The organism is Streptomyces sp. NPDC058246, assembly GCF_042881985.1.
In the GTDB taxonomy this organism is placed as follows: domain Bacteria; phylum Actinomycetota; class Actinomycetes; order Streptomycetales; family Streptomycetaceae; genus Streptomyces.
In genome coordinates, this window is sequence record NZ_JBHVWZ010000038.1 from 15,042 (window position 1) to 30,173 (window position 15,132).

16 protein-coding genes are annotated in these 15,132 nt (G+C 70.2%); 11 read left to right on the forward strand and 5 right to left on the reverse strand.

Annotated features, from left to right (window positions below; genetic code table 11):
• Nucleotides 1-11 precede the first annotated feature (11 nt).
• Nucleotides 12-1,490, reverse strand: coding sequence for a regulator (locus ACFVXA_RS35480; RefSeq protein WP_383748222.1), 1,479 nt, complete (start codon nt 1,488-1,490; stop codon nt 12-14).
• A gap of 384 nt (nt 1,491-1,874) precedes the next feature.
• Between ACFVXA_RS35480 and lipB the strand changes: the two genes are divergently transcribed.
• The 4 genes from lipB to ACFVXA_RS35500 all read left to right on the forward strand — a co-directional run bounded on the left by lipB (nt 1,875) and on the right by ACFVXA_RS35500 (nt 5,151).
• On the forward strand, nt 1,875-2,672 hold the full coding sequence (gene lipB / locus ACFVXA_RS35485) for a lipoyl(octanoyl) transferase LipB (protein WP_383748224.1): 798 nt from the start codon (nt 1,875-1,877) through the stop codon (nt 2,670-2,672).
• Nucleotides 2,673-2,911: 239 nt separating this feature from the next.
• Entirely contained in the window at nt 2,912-3,877 is a 966-nt protein-coding gene (gene lipA, locus ACFVXA_RS35490) for a lipoyl synthase (RefSeq protein WP_362026294.1), read from the forward strand.
• Nucleotides 3,878-4,170: 293 nt separating this feature from the next.
• Complete coding sequence (locus tag ACFVXA_RS35495) at nt 4,171-4,368, forward strand: hypothetical protein (RefSeq protein ID WP_362026291.1); 198 nt, start codon at nt 4,171-4,173, stop codon at nt 4,366-4,368.
• An 81-nt stretch (nt 4,369-4,449) separates the two neighbouring features.
• On the forward strand, nt 4,450-5,151 hold the full coding sequence (locus ACFVXA_RS35500) for a DUF4191 domain-containing protein (protein WP_362026288.1): 702 nt from the start codon (nt 4,450-4,452) through the stop codon (nt 5,149-5,151).
• A 151-nt stretch (nt 5,152-5,302) separates the two neighbouring features.
• On the opposite strand, the gene ACFVXA_RS35505 is transcribed toward ACFVXA_RS35500, so the two are convergent.
• Complete coding sequence (locus ACFVXA_RS35505; RefSeq protein WP_389748838.1) at nt 5,303-5,773, reverse strand: RDD family protein; 471 nt, start codon at nt 5,771-5,773, stop codon at nt 5,303-5,305.
• Between the two features lie 199 nt (nt 5,774-5,972).
• Between ACFVXA_RS35505 and glnA the strand changes: the two genes are divergently transcribed.
• From glnA to ACFVXA_RS35520, 3 genes are all read left to right on the forward strand, one after another.
• Nucleotides 5,973-7,382: a type I glutamate--ammonia ligase gene (gene glnA / locus ACFVXA_RS35510; protein ID WP_362026282.1), complete on the forward strand. Its 1,410-nt coding sequence runs from the start codon at nt 5,973-5,975 to the stop codon at nt 7,380-7,382.
• 322 nt (nt 7,383-7,704) lie between these two features.
• Nucleotides 7,705-8,628, forward strand: coding sequence for a zinc metalloprotease HtpX (htpX, locus tag ACFVXA_RS35515; protein WP_362026346.1), 924 nt, complete (start codon nt 7,705-7,707; stop codon nt 8,626-8,628).
• Nucleotides 8,629-8,652: 24 nt separating this feature from the next.
• Nucleotides 8,653-9,273: a hypothetical protein gene (locus ACFVXA_RS35520; RefSeq protein ID WP_383747155.1), complete on the forward strand. Its 621-nt coding sequence runs from the start codon at nt 8,653-8,655 to the stop codon at nt 9,271-9,273.
• An 18-nt stretch (nt 9,274-9,291) separates the two neighbouring features.
• Here ACFVXA_RS35520 and ACFVXA_RS35525 read toward each other — a convergent pair whose 3' ends face one another.
• Nucleotides 9,292-9,585 carry a hypothetical protein gene (locus tag ACFVXA_RS35525; RefSeq protein ID WP_362026276.1) on the reverse strand — a complete coding sequence of 98 codons (294 nt, stop codon included), beginning with the start codon at nt 9,583-9,585 and terminating at the stop codon, nt 9,292-9,294.
• A 397-nt stretch (nt 9,586-9,982) separates the two neighbouring features.
• Between ACFVXA_RS35525 and ACFVXA_RS35530 the strand changes: the two genes are divergently transcribed.
• A complete protein-coding gene (locus tag ACFVXA_RS35530) occupies nt 9,983-10,780 on the forward strand; it encodes an alpha/beta hydrolase (RefSeq protein WP_390028282.1) in 798 nt (265 codons plus the stop codon).
• 99 nt (nt 10,781-10,879) lie between these two features.
• On the opposite strand, the gene ACFVXA_RS35535 is transcribed toward ACFVXA_RS35530, so the two are convergent.
• On the reverse strand, nt 10,880-11,356 hold the full coding sequence (locus ACFVXA_RS35535; RefSeq protein WP_389748840.1) for a hypothetical protein: 477 nt from the start codon (nt 11,354-11,356) through the stop codon (nt 10,880-10,882).
• A gap of 184 nt (nt 11,357-11,540) precedes the next feature.
• Between ACFVXA_RS35535 and ACFVXA_RS35540 the strand changes: the two genes are divergently transcribed.
• Nucleotides 11,541-12,755, forward strand: a complete 1,215-nt coding sequence (locus ACFVXA_RS35540; RefSeq protein WP_390028283.1) for a winged helix DNA-binding domain-containing protein — start codon at nt 11,541-11,543, stop codon at nt 12,753-12,755.
• A 239-nt stretch (nt 12,756-12,994) separates the two neighbouring features.
• Here ACFVXA_RS35540 and ACFVXA_RS35545 read toward each other — a convergent pair whose 3' ends face one another.
• Nucleotides 12,995-13,303: a hypothetical protein gene (locus ACFVXA_RS35545; RefSeq protein WP_362026263.1), complete on the reverse strand. Its 309-nt coding sequence runs from the start codon at nt 13,301-13,303 to the stop codon at nt 12,995-12,997.
• A gap of 164 nt (nt 13,304-13,467) precedes the next feature.
• On the opposite strand from ACFVXA_RS35545, the gene ACFVXA_RS35550 reads away from it, so the two are divergent.
• A complete protein-coding gene (locus ACFVXA_RS35550) occupies nt 13,468-13,827 on the forward strand; it encodes an arsenate reductase family protein (RefSeq protein WP_384024306.1) in 360 nt (119 codons plus the stop codon).
• 275 nt (nt 13,828-14,102) lie between these two features.
• Entirely contained in the window at nt 14,103-14,780 is a 678-nt protein-coding gene (locus ACFVXA_RS35555; protein WP_390028284.1) for a hypothetical protein, read from the forward strand.
• Nucleotides 14,781-15,132 lie beyond the last annotated feature (352 nt).

Sequence of the window (15,132 nt, forward strand, 5' to 3'; positions counted from 1 at the left end):
CCGAACCGGCCTCAGCCCAGCGCGGCCACCTTGTCCCGGTACCCGCGTACGGGCGCCGCGTCCTTGTACGGCTCCAGCCGCTTCTCGAAGTCCCGTACGTACTCGACGGCCCGTACCGACCGCATCTCGACGGCCTGCCCCGCGGCCTCCGCGCCCAACTGGCAGGCCTGGTCGAGCTCCCCGAGCCCAAGGCGTGCCGAGGCGAGCACCACGCGGCAGAACAGCCGGCTGCGCGCATAGCCGGGCGCTCGCAGGTGCAGCGAGCGCTCGGCGTGCTGCGCCGCGGCCCGGAACTGCTGAAGGTCCCGGTGGCAGTGCCCGAACTCGTCGGCGAGCTGGGCCTCGTCGAAGAACCGCGCCCAGTGCGGGACCTCGTCGCCGGACCGGGACGCCTCCAGCGCGCGCTCGGCGCGCACCAGGGACGCCGTACAGGCCCGTACCTCGCCCAGCACCCCGTGCCCGCGCGCCTCCACCGCGTGCAGCATGGCCTGCACCGCTGCGGGCGCCGCCGATCCGACGCCCTGCTGGGCGACCCGCGCGAGCTGCACGGCCTCCCGCCCATGGCCCAGGTAGACGGCCTGGCGGCTCATCGTCACCAGCACATAGGAGCCGTACGCCCGGTCCCCGGCCGCCTGCGAGAGCCGCAGCGCCTGGACGAAGTAGCGCTGCGCGAGTCCGTGCGCGGCGATGTCGTACGAGGTCCAGCCGGCGAGCCGGGTGAGGTCGGCGGCGGCGGCGAACAGGCGCCGGCCGGTCTGCTCGCCGTACGAGCCGCGCAGCATCGGCTCGGCCTCGTGCTCCAGGTAGCGGACCAGGGCCTGGCGGGCGTGGCCGCCGCCGTAGGCGTGGTCGAGGGTGCGGAAGAGCTCGCCGACCGAGCGGAGCGCGGCGATGTCGCCGCCGGTGACCTTCTGGCCGGGGCCGCGCTCGGTCTGGCTGCGCTGCCGGGACGTGGGTGCCCCCTGTACGAGCGGAGCCGGCGACTTGGGGGACGCCGGGCGCCCCTGGGCGGGGACGCGGGCCGGCGCCGGTTCACCGCGGCCGACCCGGTCGTCCGCGCGCCCGATCAGCCAGTCCCGGCTGGGGACGACGAGTCCCGCCGGGGTGAAGGCGATCTTGCGCAGTTCGGCGTGGCTGCCGGAGTCCTTGCGCCACAGCCCGCTGACGATGTCGACGGCCTCCTCGGGGCTCCCGGCGAACTCCAGCCCCGCGTACACCGGGGCGCAGGCGTCGAGCCCGAGGTCCTGCGCGGTGAGCCGCCGGCCCAGGCGCCGGGTGAACACCTCCGCGATGAGCGCGGGTGTGGTCCCGCGGGGCTGCTGCCCGCGCAGCCACCGGGTCACCGATGTCTTGTCATATCTCAGGTCGAGTCCGTGTTCGAGGCCGAGCTGGTCCACGCGACGGGCGAGACCTGCGTTGGAGAACCCCGCTTCTGCGATGAGCGCGGCGAGCTGGCGGTTGGGGGTGCGCTGCGCGGGTCGTTCCGTCATCTGCGGTGCGGTCTCCTGCCTTTCGGGTCCCCGGGCGATCTCGGGGAGGTGCGCGTGCTTCCCACGTCGTTCGGCACGCACGCACACCTCCCCGAGGCCACCCGGCGCCCGGATCGCCTGTGAGCAGCCCTTATGGCCTCGTGAACGGCGCGAATGTAGCGGAGCGTGAGCACCTCATCGCACCCTTCGACGTTCATTCATCCGATCGTGTGAGGATTGGCCGCAAGGCTGACGGGCGTCGGCCGGACGTACAGTGGCGTGGGCGCGCCACGTACCTGACGCATGGTTCCTCCGTACCGGCCACGTACCTGCCGAAAGGTTCTTCCGCGTGCCCCACACGGGCACCGCCGCGTGCCCGACGAACCTTCTAGGGAGGCGCTTGCCGTGAGTGAGTTGCGGTTCGTCCGCATGGGATTCGGTGCCGAGGCCGTCGAGTACCAGGAGGCGTGGGACGAGCAGCGTCGTGTCCATGCCGCCCGCTTCCTGGACGAGGTCCCCGACACCTGTCTGCTCCTGGAGCACCCGCCGGTCTACACGGCGGGCCGGCGCACGGCGGACAACGAGCGCCCCCTCGACGGCACGCCCGTCGTGGACGTGGACCGCGGCGGCAAGATCACCTGGCACGGTCCCGGCCAGCTGGTGGGCTACCCGATCCAGAAGCTGCCCCGCCCGGTGGACGTCGTAGCACATGTACGGCGCCTGGAAGAGGCACTTATCCGTACGTGTGCGGAATTCGGTCTCGAGACCAGCCGGGTCGAGGGCCGCAGCGGGGTCTGGGTGCTCGGCGATCCCGTCGAGCAGCGGCCTTCGCTGGGCGGCCTGTCCCTGGACTTCGACCCGCGCCTGCACGACGAGGAGTTCGACCCCCGGCTGAACGGGCCGGAGTACGCGCCGTCCAACGCCGGGCAGCGCCGGGAGGACCGCAAGATCGCGGCGATCGGCATCCGCGTCGCCAAGGGCGTCACGATGCACGGCTTCGCCCTGAACGTGAACCCTGACAACGCGTGGTTCGACCGGATCATCCCGTGCGGGATCCGCGACGCGGGGGTCACGTCGCTCGCCAATGAGCTGGGCCGCGACATCACCATCTCCGACGTCCTGCCGATCGCCGAGCGGCACCTGCGCGAGGTGCTGGAGAACGCCGACCTCAGGCCGCGGGTGGTGGAGCGGGCGTCGGCGTAGGGTTTTCGCCCCCTCCGCGCCTACCCGTCCCGTACCTGGGGGCTGCGCCCCGAACCCCCTGGGTCGTGTTCTGGCCGCGGGTGGGCGGGGGCTGGTCGCGCAGTACCCCGCGCCCCTCACGGGGCCGGCGGCCCTGCGGGAATGCACCCTCGCTCCCCAAGGTTGCCCACCCCGGGGACCGAGAACCGCACGGGCGTACCCTGGTGTACGCCGAAGAATCGAAGCTACAGGGAGCCGATGTGTCCGCAGTCGCACCCGACGGACGCAAGATGCTGCGCCTGGAGGTCCGGAACAGCCAGACCCCCATCGAGCGCAAGCCCGAGTGGATCAAGACCCGGGCGAAAATGGGTCCCGAATACACGAAGATGCAGAGCCTCGTGAAGAGCGAGGGTCTGCACACGGTCTGCCAGGAGGCGGGCTGCCCCAACATCTACGAGTGCTGGGAAGACCGCGAGGCCACCTTCCTGATCGGCGGCGACCAGTGCACCCGGCGCTGTGACTTCTGCCAGATCGACACCGGCAAGCCCGAGGCGCTCGACCGCGACGAGCCGCGCCGCGTGGGTGAGTCCGTGGTCACCATGGACCTGAACTACGCCACCATCACCGGCGTCGCCCGCGACGACCTGGAGGACGGCGGCGCCTGGCTGTACGCGGAGACGGTCCGCCAGATCCACGCGCAGACCGCGGACCGCGAGGCCGGCCGCACCAAGGTCGAGCTGCTCGCCCCCGACTTCAACGCGGAGCCCGACCAGCTCGCCGAGGTGTTCTCCTCGCGCCCCGAGGTCTTCGCGCACAACGTCGAGACAGTCCCGCGGATCTTCAAGCGCATCCGCCCCGGCTTCCGCTACGAGCGCTCGCTCAAGGTCATCACCGAGGCCCGGGACTACGGTCTGGTCACGAAGTCGAACCTGATCCTCGGCATGGGCGAGACCCGCGAGGAGGTCAGCGAGGCGCTCCAGCAGCTGCACGAGGCGGGCTGCGAGCTCATCACGATCACGCAGTACCTGCGCCCCTCCGTGCGCCACCACCCGGTGGAGCGCTGGGTCAAGCCGCACGAGTTCGTGGAGCTGAAGGAGGAGGCCGAGGAGATCGGCTTCTCGGGCGTCATGTCCGGCCCGCTGGTCCGATCCTCCTACCGCGCCGGCCGCCTCTACCAGATGGCCGTCGAGAAGCGAGGCGCGTACGTCGCCTCGCAGGCGGTCTGACACGCCCTAGGACACGAGTCGTACACACGAGCGGTGGCACTGAGTGCCACCGCTTTTGTGTGAATCGCCGCACAAGCAACTCCCCCTCCACCACGACCCGTTCCGGATGGTCCCGACCGTCCCCGCAGCTGGGGGACGCCGTTTGGAGCACATCAACATGCGGGCCCGCCGCATCAAGGCTTCATTGGTGTTTGACCGGTCGGTCACGCCCTGGTAACACCAATCAGTGACCCTGGTCTTACGCCACGTACAGCCCCAGCCCGAGCCGCCGATCCCGAGGGGGGACCTCCATCATGCAGGCCGCGCCCGTACGCGCCACCGCCATCCCGTCGTTCACCGATGCACTCCGTGCCGTCGAGTCGATCCTGATGAGCAGCGGTCAGCGCACCGCTCGCCGCAATGCGTGGACCTCCGTCCTGGAGGACCGTCGCCGTGCCAAGGACAGGGTCGAGGCGCAGCAGGTGCTGGAAGCCGTCGCGTCACGTTCGTGACGTCCGCTCCCCCGGTACCGCGGTCGGCTTCCCCCGGTACTGCCGTCGTCGGCGCCTCCCGGGCCACGTAGACTTCGTGGCATGGCGAGGAAGGAAACCGCAGCGGACGCTGCTGAACCCGGGCGACTCAAGCAGATCGCCCTGACGTACAAGATGACCCGCAAGGCCGACTCCAAGATCGGTCTTGTACTCGCGGCTGTCGGAATTCTCACCCTCGGTGTCTTCCTCGCGATCGGCTTCTTGATCGGCCACCCGGTCTATCTCGGCATTCTCGGCCTTCTGCTCGCCTTCCTCGCGACGGCGATCGTCTTCGGGCGCAGGGCCGAGCGAGCGGCCTTCGGACAGATGGAGGGTCAGCCCGGCGCGGCCGCGGCGGTGCTCGACAACGTCGGCCGAGGCTGGACCACGACCCCCGCGGTGGCGATGAACCGCAGCCAGGACGTGGTGCACCGCGCGGTCGGCAAGGCCGGCATCGTGCTGGTGGCCGAGGGCAACCCGAACCGGGTGAAGAGCCTGCTGGCCGCAGAGAAGAGGAAGATGGCGCGGATCGTCTCGGACGTCCCCGTGCACGACATTCTCGTGGGCACCGGCGAGGGCCAGGTCGAGCTCAAGAAACTCCGCACCACGATGCTGAAGCTGCCGCGCGTCCTCACCGGCCCCCAGGTCACCGCGACCAACGACCGGCTGCGCGCGATGGGTGACCTGATGAGCAACATGCCGCTTCCCAAGGGTCCGATGCCGAAGGGCATGCGGATGCCGCGCGGCGGACCGAAGGCCCGCTGACACCCCTCCTAGAGTCCGTACGACGATGGGGGCGCCCGGAGATCTCCGGGCGCCCCCATCGTCGTACGAACTCGCACCACTCGTACGGCTCGCACCACTCGTACCACTCGTACGACACGCACGACACGCACGACTCGCACGGCGAGAAGTACTAGATCCGCACCTCGATGGTGCGGGCGATCCGGTCGTGCAGGCCGCGGCCGTCGCGGTCCCAGATCATCGCGGGGATGAACAGGCACAGCAGCACGGTCCGCAGCAGGACGCGGAGGGGGTTGAGCCGGCCGCCGCCCTCGGAGACGACCCGGAGACCGAGCAGGCGCTTGCCCGGGGTGAAGCCGACCGTGCCGACGGTGAGCACGCCGAGCGCGAAGAAGACGAGCAGGGCCCAGTTGCCGGTCGCTCCCGGCCTGTAGCCGTGGGTGATCAGTCCGTATGCGATCAGCAGGCACAGGGCCCAGTCGACGGCGAGGGCGCCGAGGCGGCGGCCCGGGCGGGCGATCGAGCCCGGTCCGTGCTCGGGCAGACCGAGTTGTGCGCCCCGGTGTCCGAGGTCGGCTCCGGCGTCCTCCATGGCCGCGCGGGGTCCGGAGAGCCACGATCCGATTGCTTGCCTGTTGTCCACCCGTCCACGGTACTGCGCCCGTTTTCGCCTCCCGACAGGCGGGGTACAGGGGACTCAGTCCGGTTAACTTGGGCGAAACAAATGGGTCACGCTTGAGAAATCCCCCGTCCCTATGGTCGGCTCCAGCGTGTGCCACCGCACTGGCCGCACGAACGAACTACCACCCCGGTCCACTGTGGGCGGGAGTAGGAGGAGCTGGATGTTCCAGAACGCCGACGAGGCCAAGAAGTTCATCGCGGACGAGGACGTCAAGTTCGTCGACGTCCGCTTCTGCGACCTGCCGGGCGTGATGCAGCACTTCACGATTCCGGCCGAGGCCTTCGACCCGGCCGAGGAGCTCGCGTTCGACGGTTCCTCGATCCGGGGCTTCCAGGCCATCCACGAGTCCGACATGGCGCTCCGCGCCGACCTGTCCACCGCGCGTGTCGACCCCTTCCGCCGCGACAAGACGGTCAACATCAACTTCTTCATCCACGACCCGATCACGGGCGAGCAGTACTCCCGTGACCCGCGCAACGTGGCGAAGAAGGCCGAGGCCTACCTCGCGTCGACCGGCATCGCCGACACCGCGTACTTCGGCCCCGAGGCCGAGTTCTACGTGTTCGACAGCGTCCGCTTCGACACCAAGTCGAACGAGGCCTTCTACCACATCGACTCCGAGGCCGGCGCCTGGAACACCGGCGCCCTCGAGGACAACCGCGGTTACAAGGTCCGCTACAAGGGCGGCTACTTCCCGACCCCGCCGGTCGACCACTTCGCCGACCTGCGTGCCGAGATCTCCCTGGAACTGGCCGCGTCCGGCCTCCAGGTCGAGCGCCAGCACCACGAGGTGGGCACCGCCGGCCAGGCCGAGATCAACTACAAGTTCAACACGCTGCTCGCCGCGGCCGACGACCTCCAGCTCTTCAAGTACATCGTGAAGAACGTCGCCTGGCGCAACGGCAAGACCGCGACCTTCATGCCGAAGCCGATCTTCGGTGACAACGGCTCGGGCATGCACGTCCACTCGTCGCTGTGGGCCAACGGCGATCCGCTGTTCTACGACGAGGCGGGCTACGCCGGCCTCTCGGACACCGCCCGCTTCTACATCGGCGGCATCCTCAAGCACGCGCCCTCGCTCCTCGCCTTCACGAACCCGACGGTGAACTCGTACCACCGTCTGGTCCCCGGCTTCGAGGCCCCGGTCAACCTGGTGTACTCGCAGCGCAACCGCTCGGCCGCGATGCGTATCCCGATCACCGGCTCGAACCCGAAGGCCAAGCGCGTCGAGTTCCGCGCGCCCGACTCCTCCGGCAACCCGTACCTGGCCTTCTCCGCGCTGCTGCTCGCGGGCCTGGACGGCATCAAGAACAAGATCGAGCCGGCCGAGCCGATCGACAAGGACCTCTACGAGCTGGCTCCCGAGGAACACGCGGGCGTCCCGCAGGTCCCGACCTCGCTCCCGGCCGTCCTCGACCGCCTCGAGGCCGACCACGAGTTCCTGCTCGCGGGCGACGTCTTCACGTCCGACCTGATCGAGACGTGGATCGACTACAAGCGCACCAATGAGATCGCGCCGCTCCAGCTGCGCCCGCACCCGCACGAGTTCGAGCTGTACTACGACGTGTAAGACGACTGGTACGACGCGTGAGCGTCGTACGTCGGCACGGCTTTCGGTACGGAGCCCCGTCATCGCCTTCCGGCGGTGGCGGGGCTCCGTCGTTGCCTTCCAACGGCGGCGGGGCTCCGTCGTTTGCCTCGCCCGGGCTGCGTCATCGCATGGCCCCGGAGGCCGGCTCCGTTGCCGCGTGCCCATGGTGTGCTCCGCATAAATAAGTGGCTCTTGACAGGGCAGATCTTTGCTCTCCCTGGGCCGACCGCGGCCTGATTATGGGACAGCGCGGGCGCACAATGGGAAGCGGGACGAGTGCCTGAGTGCGGGGTGATGCATGATGCAGAGCCGGTTCCGGAGCGATCGGCGGCTGACCGTACGGATGACGGTCACGCTTTTCCTGCTCGGATTGCTGTACGTGGCGTTCGTCGCCGCGTTGATCGTGCTGCTGAAGTCCTGGGTGCTGGTCGTCGTGATCGCGGCCGCGCTGCTCGGCGCGCAGTACTGGTTCTCGGACCGGATCGCGCTGTACGCGATGCACGGGCGGATCGTGGAGCGGGAGGAGTATCCCCAGCTGCACGGAGTCGTGGACCGGCTGTGTGCCGTCGCCGACATGCCCAAGCCGCTCGTCGCCGTGTCCGACCTGGACATGCCGAACGCGTTCGCCACCGGACGCAACGCCGATCACGCCGTGCTGTGTGTGACCACCGGGTTGCTGCGGCGCCTTGAGCCCGACGAGCTCGAAGGTGTGCTGGCGCACGAGCTGTCGCACGTGGCGCACAAGGATGTCGCCGTGATCACCGTGGCGTCGTTCCTCGGGGTGATCGCCGGACTGATCGTGCGATTCGCGTTCTACTCGCAGCTCTTCGGCGGGCGGGGACGCAAGGACCAGAACACCATCGCGATCTTCATGGCCGTGATGGCGGTCTCCGCGGCCGTGTACGCGATCAGCTTCCTGCTCATCCGGGCGCTGTCCCGGTATCGCGAGCTGGCCGCCGACCGGGCCGCGGCCCTGCTCACCGGGCGGCCCTCGGCGCTGGCCTCCGCGCTGACCAAGGTCACCGGGGACATCGCACGGATTCCGACCAAGGACCTGCGGACCGCGCAGGCCTTCAACGCCTTCTACTTCACGCCCGCCTTCGGTTCCGAGCCGGGCCTCTCCAAGCTCTTCTCCACCCACCCGAGTCTGGAGCAGCGGCTCGAACAGCTGGCCCGTATCTCCGCCGAGCTGGGCGAGCCGGCGACACCCGGACAGGCCGTCTGACCCTCTCTCCGGAAAGGTCACCGCATGGGTCTCCTGGACATCCTGCTCGGTCGCAGCAAAGCCGTGGCTCCCGATCTCGACCAGCTCTTCGGGCTGCCGTCGGCGGCCGTGACCCTCCAGGCCGCGGCCGGGTTCACCCCGACCGGGACGGGTGCGGTGTGCTTCGCGAGCGTCGAGGGCGCGGCCTTCGCCGAGGCCCACCAGGAGGTGCTGGCGCTGCTGGAAGCGGACGCCGAGCGTAAGTCCCCCGCGGGCGAGCGAAGTCGAGAGGCTGGAGGAGAGCCGCCGGTGGAGCTGACCCAGGACGAGTACGGGTACTCGTGGCTGGTCTCGCGGCGGGAGCCGGACGATCTGCCCGCGCTGGTGAGCGATCTGCACGCGGTGAACACCGCGCTGGAGGGCAGCGGCTTCGGGCCGCAGCTGCTGTGTTCGGTGGCCGCCTTCCAGGACACCGGACACCGGCGGCTGTGGCTCGTCTACCTCTACAAACGCGGAACGTTCTACCCCTTCGCGCCGTCGGCCGAAGAGGGCCAACGGCGCGACAACGCGCTTGAACTCCAGATCAAGGCGGTGCTCACCGACGATCTGCGGATCGAGCAGGATCTGAGCCGCTGGTTCCCGATCTGGGGCGCGCCCGGTCTGTGAGAGGCCGACCGGGAGGGGTTACTTGCTCTGTTCGCGTGACTGACGGCGGGACTCCAGGGGGCGCTCGCGGCGGTAGCGGCGTTCCCACTTCGCCTGCCGGTCACGGCGATCGCGGTATGCCTTGTACGACGCGGGCGTGGACGCCGAGGCAGGTCCCGGGGTGGATCCGCCGCCGGACGACGACGCCGAGGACGAGCCCCGACCGTACTGGAGGTACAGGAAGAGAACGGCGACCGCGGCGAGCCACCAGATGTGATGACCGAATCCCAGGACGACCAGGACGACGGTCCCGGAAATGACGATGGTGCCCATGACGGGCCTCCGTGAGCGTGGGTGATGACTGGGTGTGTCTGATGCGTCCGACGGGGCGCTGGGGGTGGGCGTCCGCCAGTCGGTGCGTAGAGAGTAGCCCTGAGCCCGCCGAGTGATGCCTGTCCGGCGGTAAGCGGTGGTGAGCGGCTCCGAAACGCGTGTCCAGCGTAGGGACTCGGTCACTCCGCGTGCATCTCCTTTTCTCGCGACCTGCCTTCGAGCCGTCCAAGGAGCATCTCGTCGAGCGCGATGCGGTGGCGGCCGGCCGAACGACGAAGCGGTGGCAGCCGCCCGGACGACGAAGCGGTGGCGGCCGCCCGGACGACGAAGAAGAGCGGTACGCCCCTGGCCTGAGCGCCAGTACGCCGGCGGCCTGAGCGCCATGAGTAAATGAGGGATGCTCTCCTCCTTCCTCCACGAACACGACGGTGAACGACTGAGCTGCGTCAGCGGCGGTGGCGGCGGCGGTGGCGGTGGCGGTGGCGCCGGCGATCGAGAGACGGCCACCGCCGTCCTGCTGCACGGGGCGGGCATCGGCAACAAGGCGCGACTGCTCCCGCTGTTGGAGGACTTCGTCGCGCGTGGCTTCCGAGGTCTCGCCCTCGACTTCTCCGGGCACGGCGAAAGCTCCGGTGAGCTGCGGGAGTTGAGCCTTCGGCGCCGCTTCGAGCAGGCCGTCTCCGTCATCGACGCGACGGTTCCGGCGGACGGTCCGCTGATCCTCGTCGGCTTCAGCATGAGCGGCCAGACGGTGGCGGATCTCGCGGGTCACTACGGGAAGCGCGTGGTGGCGCTCGGGCTGTGCGCGCCCGCGGTGTACGGCGCGCAGGCGTGGCAGGTTCCGTTCGGGGACGGCGACAGCCGCTTCAGCGAGATCATCCGTACGCCGGACAACTGGCGGGACGCCCCCGCGCTCGGCGTCCTGCGGGCGTTCACGGGGCGGGCGGTGCTCGCCGTACCGGGCAAGGACGCCGTGATCCCGCCCGCCGTGACCGAGGCCGTGACGGCCGCGCTCGCCGCGGGTGCCCGGTTCACCCGGTTCGAAGTACCCGACGCGGAGCACATGTTGGGCTTCTGGTTCCACGACCACGCCGAGGACCGGCGGCGGTTCGTGGACCTCGTGGTCACCGGGCTCGGGGACGCGGAAGGGACGGCGACCCGCGCTCGGGTGAGCACTCCGCCCGCGCTCGGGTGAGCTCTCCGCCGAACGACGGTTGCTAGGCCCGCTCGGACTTCCGGCGCCGCCGGGGCCACCTCCGCTGCCACCGCGTGGCACCGTTGTGGGCCACGGCCGTCAGTGCCGCACGGCGCGGGCGACGCCGGCGGTGACGTCGCCGGAGAGGGTACGGGTGCTGCGGGCGGTGGCGTCCTTGGAGGCGCCCGCCGCGACATCGCCCAGGGTGACGACGGCCGCGTCGAGGAGGTTGCCGTCCTTGTCGCGGAAGTCGACCTGGACGAGGTACGACTTCGTCGAGGACGCCGAGTTGGTGACGGTCACCTTGACGGTGGAGCGCCCGGCCGAGTCGGTGGTCACGTGGTCGTCGAGCTTCACGTCGCCCTTGGCGTCCACGCCGTTCTTGAACTCGCCGAACTTCCGGCCGGCCTCGGCGGTCGCGGAGGCCAGCGCGTCACCGGCCGCGGAGACGGCGGACGCGGCTTGGGAGGCGACGCCGGAGGGGGTGTTGTCGTTCGAGCAGCCGGTCAGGGGCGCGGTCAGGACCGCCGCCGCTGCCACCGCCAGGACCAGCCCTCGTATGCCGTGCCTCTGCATCGCGTCTCCCGACGTGCTCCTTGGTCGCTCTCCTGCGGAATCCGCTCGTCGCGGTGGTCCCAGTCAAGGCTGTGAGCAGGGCGTACGCATGCCGGGTACGGCGAACGGGTGAGGCGCGCCCGGGGCTGGGCGCGTGTTCGAGAGGATGAGGGCCACGGGAACGGCGGGACCGGGTGGAGGCGGAATGGGCGAGAGACTGCGGCACATCGGGGTGGCGGAGCGGCGGGCCCGGCTCGCGCTGCGGCAGCGGCTGGCGGTCGCCGCGCGGGCGGCGCGTCCCGAGGAGGTCGCGGAGTCGCTGGTCGCGCTGCACGGCACGGATCCCGCCACGGTGTACCTGGCCGTGGGCGCGCGGCTGGCGGACGCCGGGAAGACGGTGCCAGAGGTCGACCGGGCGCTGTACGAGGACCGGACGCTGGTACGGATGCACGGCATGCGGCATACCGTGTTCGTCTTCCCCACCGAGCTGGCCGCCGTGGTGCACGCCTCGACCGGGCTCGCGATCGCCGCGAAGGCCAGGTCCGGGCTGATCAAGGACATGACCACGGGCAGCGGCGGCCGGCTGACCGAGGAGTGGCTGGCGGAGGTCGAGGCGTCCGCGCTCGCCGCGCTGGCCCGGCGCGGACAGGCCACGGTGAACGAACTCACCCGGGACGAACCGCGGTTGAAGGAACAGTTCACCTACGGGGCCGGGAAGAGCTACGAGAGTCCTCACACCGTGTCGTCGCGGCTGATGCGGGTGCTGGGTGTGGAGGGGCGGGTGGTGCGGGGGCGCCCGCTCGGCTCGTGGACGTCGAGCCAGTTCCGCTGGGCGGTCGCCCCGCCGCATCCCGAACTCCCGGCCGCCGAGGCCCAGCTGGAGCTGCTGCGCCGCCGGCTCACCGCGTGCGGGCCCGCCACGGAGGGCGACCTGAAGTGGTGGACCGGGTGGAAGGTCACGGACGTACGGCGGGCGCTGGGCGCGATCGGGGCGGTGGCCGTGTCGCTCGACGACGGTGGCACGGGGTACGTGGCCGCGGGCGACGACGGTCCGGTGGCCGGCCCCTCGTCGCCCTGGGCCGCCCTGTTGCCCGGGCTCGATCCCTCCGCCATGGGGTGGCAGGAACGGGACTGGTACCTCGCGTCGTCGCTTCGGCCCGCCCTGTTCGACGGCAGCGGGAATGTCGGGCCGACGGTGTGGTGGGACGGGCGGGTGGTCGGGGGGTGGGCGCAGCGGCCCGATGGGGAGCTGGTGTGGCGGCTGCTGGACGAGGAGGGGCTCGGGCGGGACGCGCGCGACGCGATCGCGACGGAGGCCGCGCGGCTGGGGGCCTGGTTGGGCCCGACCCGGATCACTCCCCGCTTCCGGACACCGCTGGAACGGGAGCTGTCCTCGGGTTCCCTCCCGGCCGGCGCGTGAGGACGAGACTGTCCAGGCCGATGGGGGGAGCGTCAGGGGGATCTGTGGGTCTGGGGATCTGTGGATCTGTGGGTCTGGGGATCTGTGGGTCTGGGGATCTGTGGGTCTGGGTCCTGCAGCCCCAGGTACGGTGCAGGGGCGGAGGGGGCGAAAACGCCCACCCCCGCCCCACCGGATCCGCGGCTAATCGCTAGCGGCAAGCAACTGGCGATTGGCGACTAGCGACTAGCGACTAGCGACTAGCGGCTGTACCTCATCAGCGCGCGGACCATGTGGCACGTGATGTCCGACGGCGGGTGGACACCGATGAGTTGGGCAGTGCTGCGGATCTTCTCGTTGCGGGCCTGGTTCGGCACATGGACACCGGAGTCGAGCAGGGCGATGGCGAGGCGCATCGCCTTGAGCCGGCGGTTGTGCGTGACGTACCACTCCCGGGGACGCCCCGGTGGCAGCGGGCGCTTCTCCACGGGCTCGTACGGCAGGTCCATCAGGACCGCCCTCTTGGATGTGGACTGAGTGGGCAGCGGCTTCAGTGCGGCAGCGGGCACAGGCATCCTCCTGTCGCGGTCAGGGAACCGTCCGGACCCCCCGGCGGCACCCTCGAACACTGCTTCTATTCTACCGCCGGCCACTGACAAAAGCCGCTGGCCACTGGGGCTTTGGGGGTGCCGTGACACCAGCGCAGAAGCGTGTCTCACGTAACGTGTGCGGTATGGAGATCTGGATCAACCCGGCCTGTTCGAAGTGCCGCAGCGCCGTCAGCCTGCTCGACGCGGAGGGCGCCGACTACACCGTCCGCCGCTACCTGGAGGACGTACCGACCGAGGACGAGATCCGCGACGTACTCGATCGCCTGGGACTCGAACCGTGGGACATCACGCGGACCCAGGAAGCCGTCGCCAAGGAACTGGCGATGAAGGAGTGGGCTCGGGACGCCGGTTCGCGGGAGCGGTGGATCAAGGCGCTGTCCGAGCATCCGAAGCTGATCCAGCGGCCGATCATCACCGCGGACGACGGGACGGCGGTCGTGGCCCGCACGGACGAGGCGGTACGGGAAGCCATGTCCCGCTAGACCCACGGGAAGCCATGTCCCGCTAGACCCACGGGAAGCCGTGTTCCGCTAGGCACGCGGGCAGCCGTGTCCCGCTAGGCGGCCGGGCAGCCGTGCCCGGCTAGGCGCACCGGAAGCCTTGTCCCGTCGGGCGTACGGGAAGTCCTCGGCGACCGACCGGACAGCCAACTTCCTTGTGACGTACGTTACTTCAGTGACTGCGGTGACTATTGAGTAACCCCGTTCGGTATCTCGTACTTAGCGGCGTAACGCTCCCCCTCACCCCGGAGGCGCGCATGTCGCGTAGGAGAAAGCTCAGCGCCAAGAAGAAGCTCGCCCTGCTGGTCAGCGCCGCGGCCGTGGCCGGAGGCGGGGCCTTCGCCCTGGCCGCCACCTCGAACGCGGCGTCGGTGCAGAACGCGCAGACCTCGACGGTCTGCAAGGGGCTCGCCACCGCACTCGGCAACAACCAGAAGTTCATCGACGGTCAACGGGCCAACCCGGACGCGCAGTCGGCGGCCCGGATCGCCAACCGCGAGGCCGTCATCGCGCAGATCAAGGTTCAGCAGCAGGCGTCGGGCTGCGCGGTCGGGGAGTCGGCTCAGGACTCCCAGGCCCAGGGCTCCACGCAGCCCGCCCAGTCGGCTCCGGCGGCATCGGCTCCGGCGGCCTCGGCTCCGGCGCAGAGCGCACCCGCGAACAACGGTGGTGCCGGTGCCGCCACCGGTCAGCAGGTCTGCGCCGGTTCGACCGTCACGCTCTCCGGTGAGGGCGGCGCGCCGGCCGCGTCCAGCAACCAGTTCCCGGCCGGCACGAAACTCAAGGTCACCAACCTGGACAACAACAAGTCCACCACCGTGACGGTCACGTCGGTGTCCGGCAGCTGCGTCCTGCTGAACAACGCCGCGTTCGAGCAGGTCAGGGAGCCCGGCAAGTTCCTGATCCGCAAGGCTCGTATCGAGAAGGTGGGGTAACGGCCGGCCGGCCGCACGTCGATGGCCCTGCCGCTCCTCGTCGGGAGCGGCAGGGCCGACCCATGCGTATGCGCCCATATCGCTTTCACGCCCATCGCATACGAGCCGGCGCGGCCGGGACCGGTGGGACCCGCCCGATCGGCGGGGTCGCGCGTCGCGGTCGCGAACGCTCCCGCGCGAACACTCCGCTCGCTCGGGGGCGCGTGAGAACGGGCACACACAGGGCGGGTAACACGGGGTTCACATTCGGGCAATGATCGGGAAATCGCCTGTTGACAGGCTGCCGGGCATCCCCAGCGGCGCCCCAGTGCCGCAGCGCCGCAGCACCCGCAAGTGCGCCTCAAGACCCACC

Excerpts from the sequence above, each read along its gene's own strand:
- ACFVXA_RS35480 (WP_383748222.1), bottom strand. The coding sequence starts at position 1,490 with ATGACGGAACGACCCGCGCAGCGCACCCCCAACCGCCAGCTCGCCGCG.
- ACFVXA_RS35495 (WP_362026291.1), top strand. The coding sequence starts at position 4,171 with ATGCAGGCCGCGCCCGTACGCGCCACCGCCATCCCGTCGTTCACCGAT.
- ACFVXA_RS35500 (WP_362026288.1), top strand. The coding sequence starts at position 4,450 with ATGGCGAGGAAGGAAACCGCAGCGGACGCTGCTGAACCCGGGCGACTC.
- glnA (WP_362026282.1), top strand. The coding sequence starts at position 5,973 with ATGTTCCAGAACGCCGACGAGGCCAAGAAGTTCATCGCGGACGAGGAC.
- htpX (WP_362026346.1), top strand. The coding sequence starts at position 7,705 with ATGCAGAGCCGGTTCCGGAGCGATCGGCGGCTGACCGTACGGATGACG.
- ACFVXA_RS35520 (WP_383747155.1), top strand. The coding sequence starts at position 8,653 with ATGGGTCTCCTGGACATCCTGCTCGGTCGCAGCAAAGCCGTGGCTCCC.
- ACFVXA_RS35525 (WP_362026276.1), bottom strand. The coding sequence starts at position 9,585 with ATGGGCACCATCGTCATTTCCGGGACCGTCGTCCTGGTCGTCCTGGGA.
- ACFVXA_RS35530 (WP_390028282.1), top strand. The coding sequence starts at position 9,983 with ATGCTCTCCTCCTTCCTCCACGAACACGACGGTGAACGACTGAGCTGC.
- ACFVXA_RS35535 (WP_389748840.1), bottom strand. The coding sequence starts at position 11,356 with ATGCAGAGGCACGGCATACGAGGGCTGGTCCTGGCGGTGGCAGCGGCG.
- ACFVXA_RS35540 (WP_390028283.1), top strand. The coding sequence starts at position 11,541 with ATGGGCGAGAGACTGCGGCACATCGGGGTGGCGGAGCGGCGGGCCCGG.
- ACFVXA_RS35550 (WP_384024306.1), top strand. The coding sequence starts at position 13,468 with ATGGAGATCTGGATCAACCCGGCCTGTTCGAAGTGCCGCAGCGCCGTC.
- ACFVXA_RS35555 (WP_390028284.1), top strand. The coding sequence starts at position 14,103 with ATGTCGCGTAGGAGAAAGCTCAGCGCCAAGAAGAAGCTCGCCCTGCTG.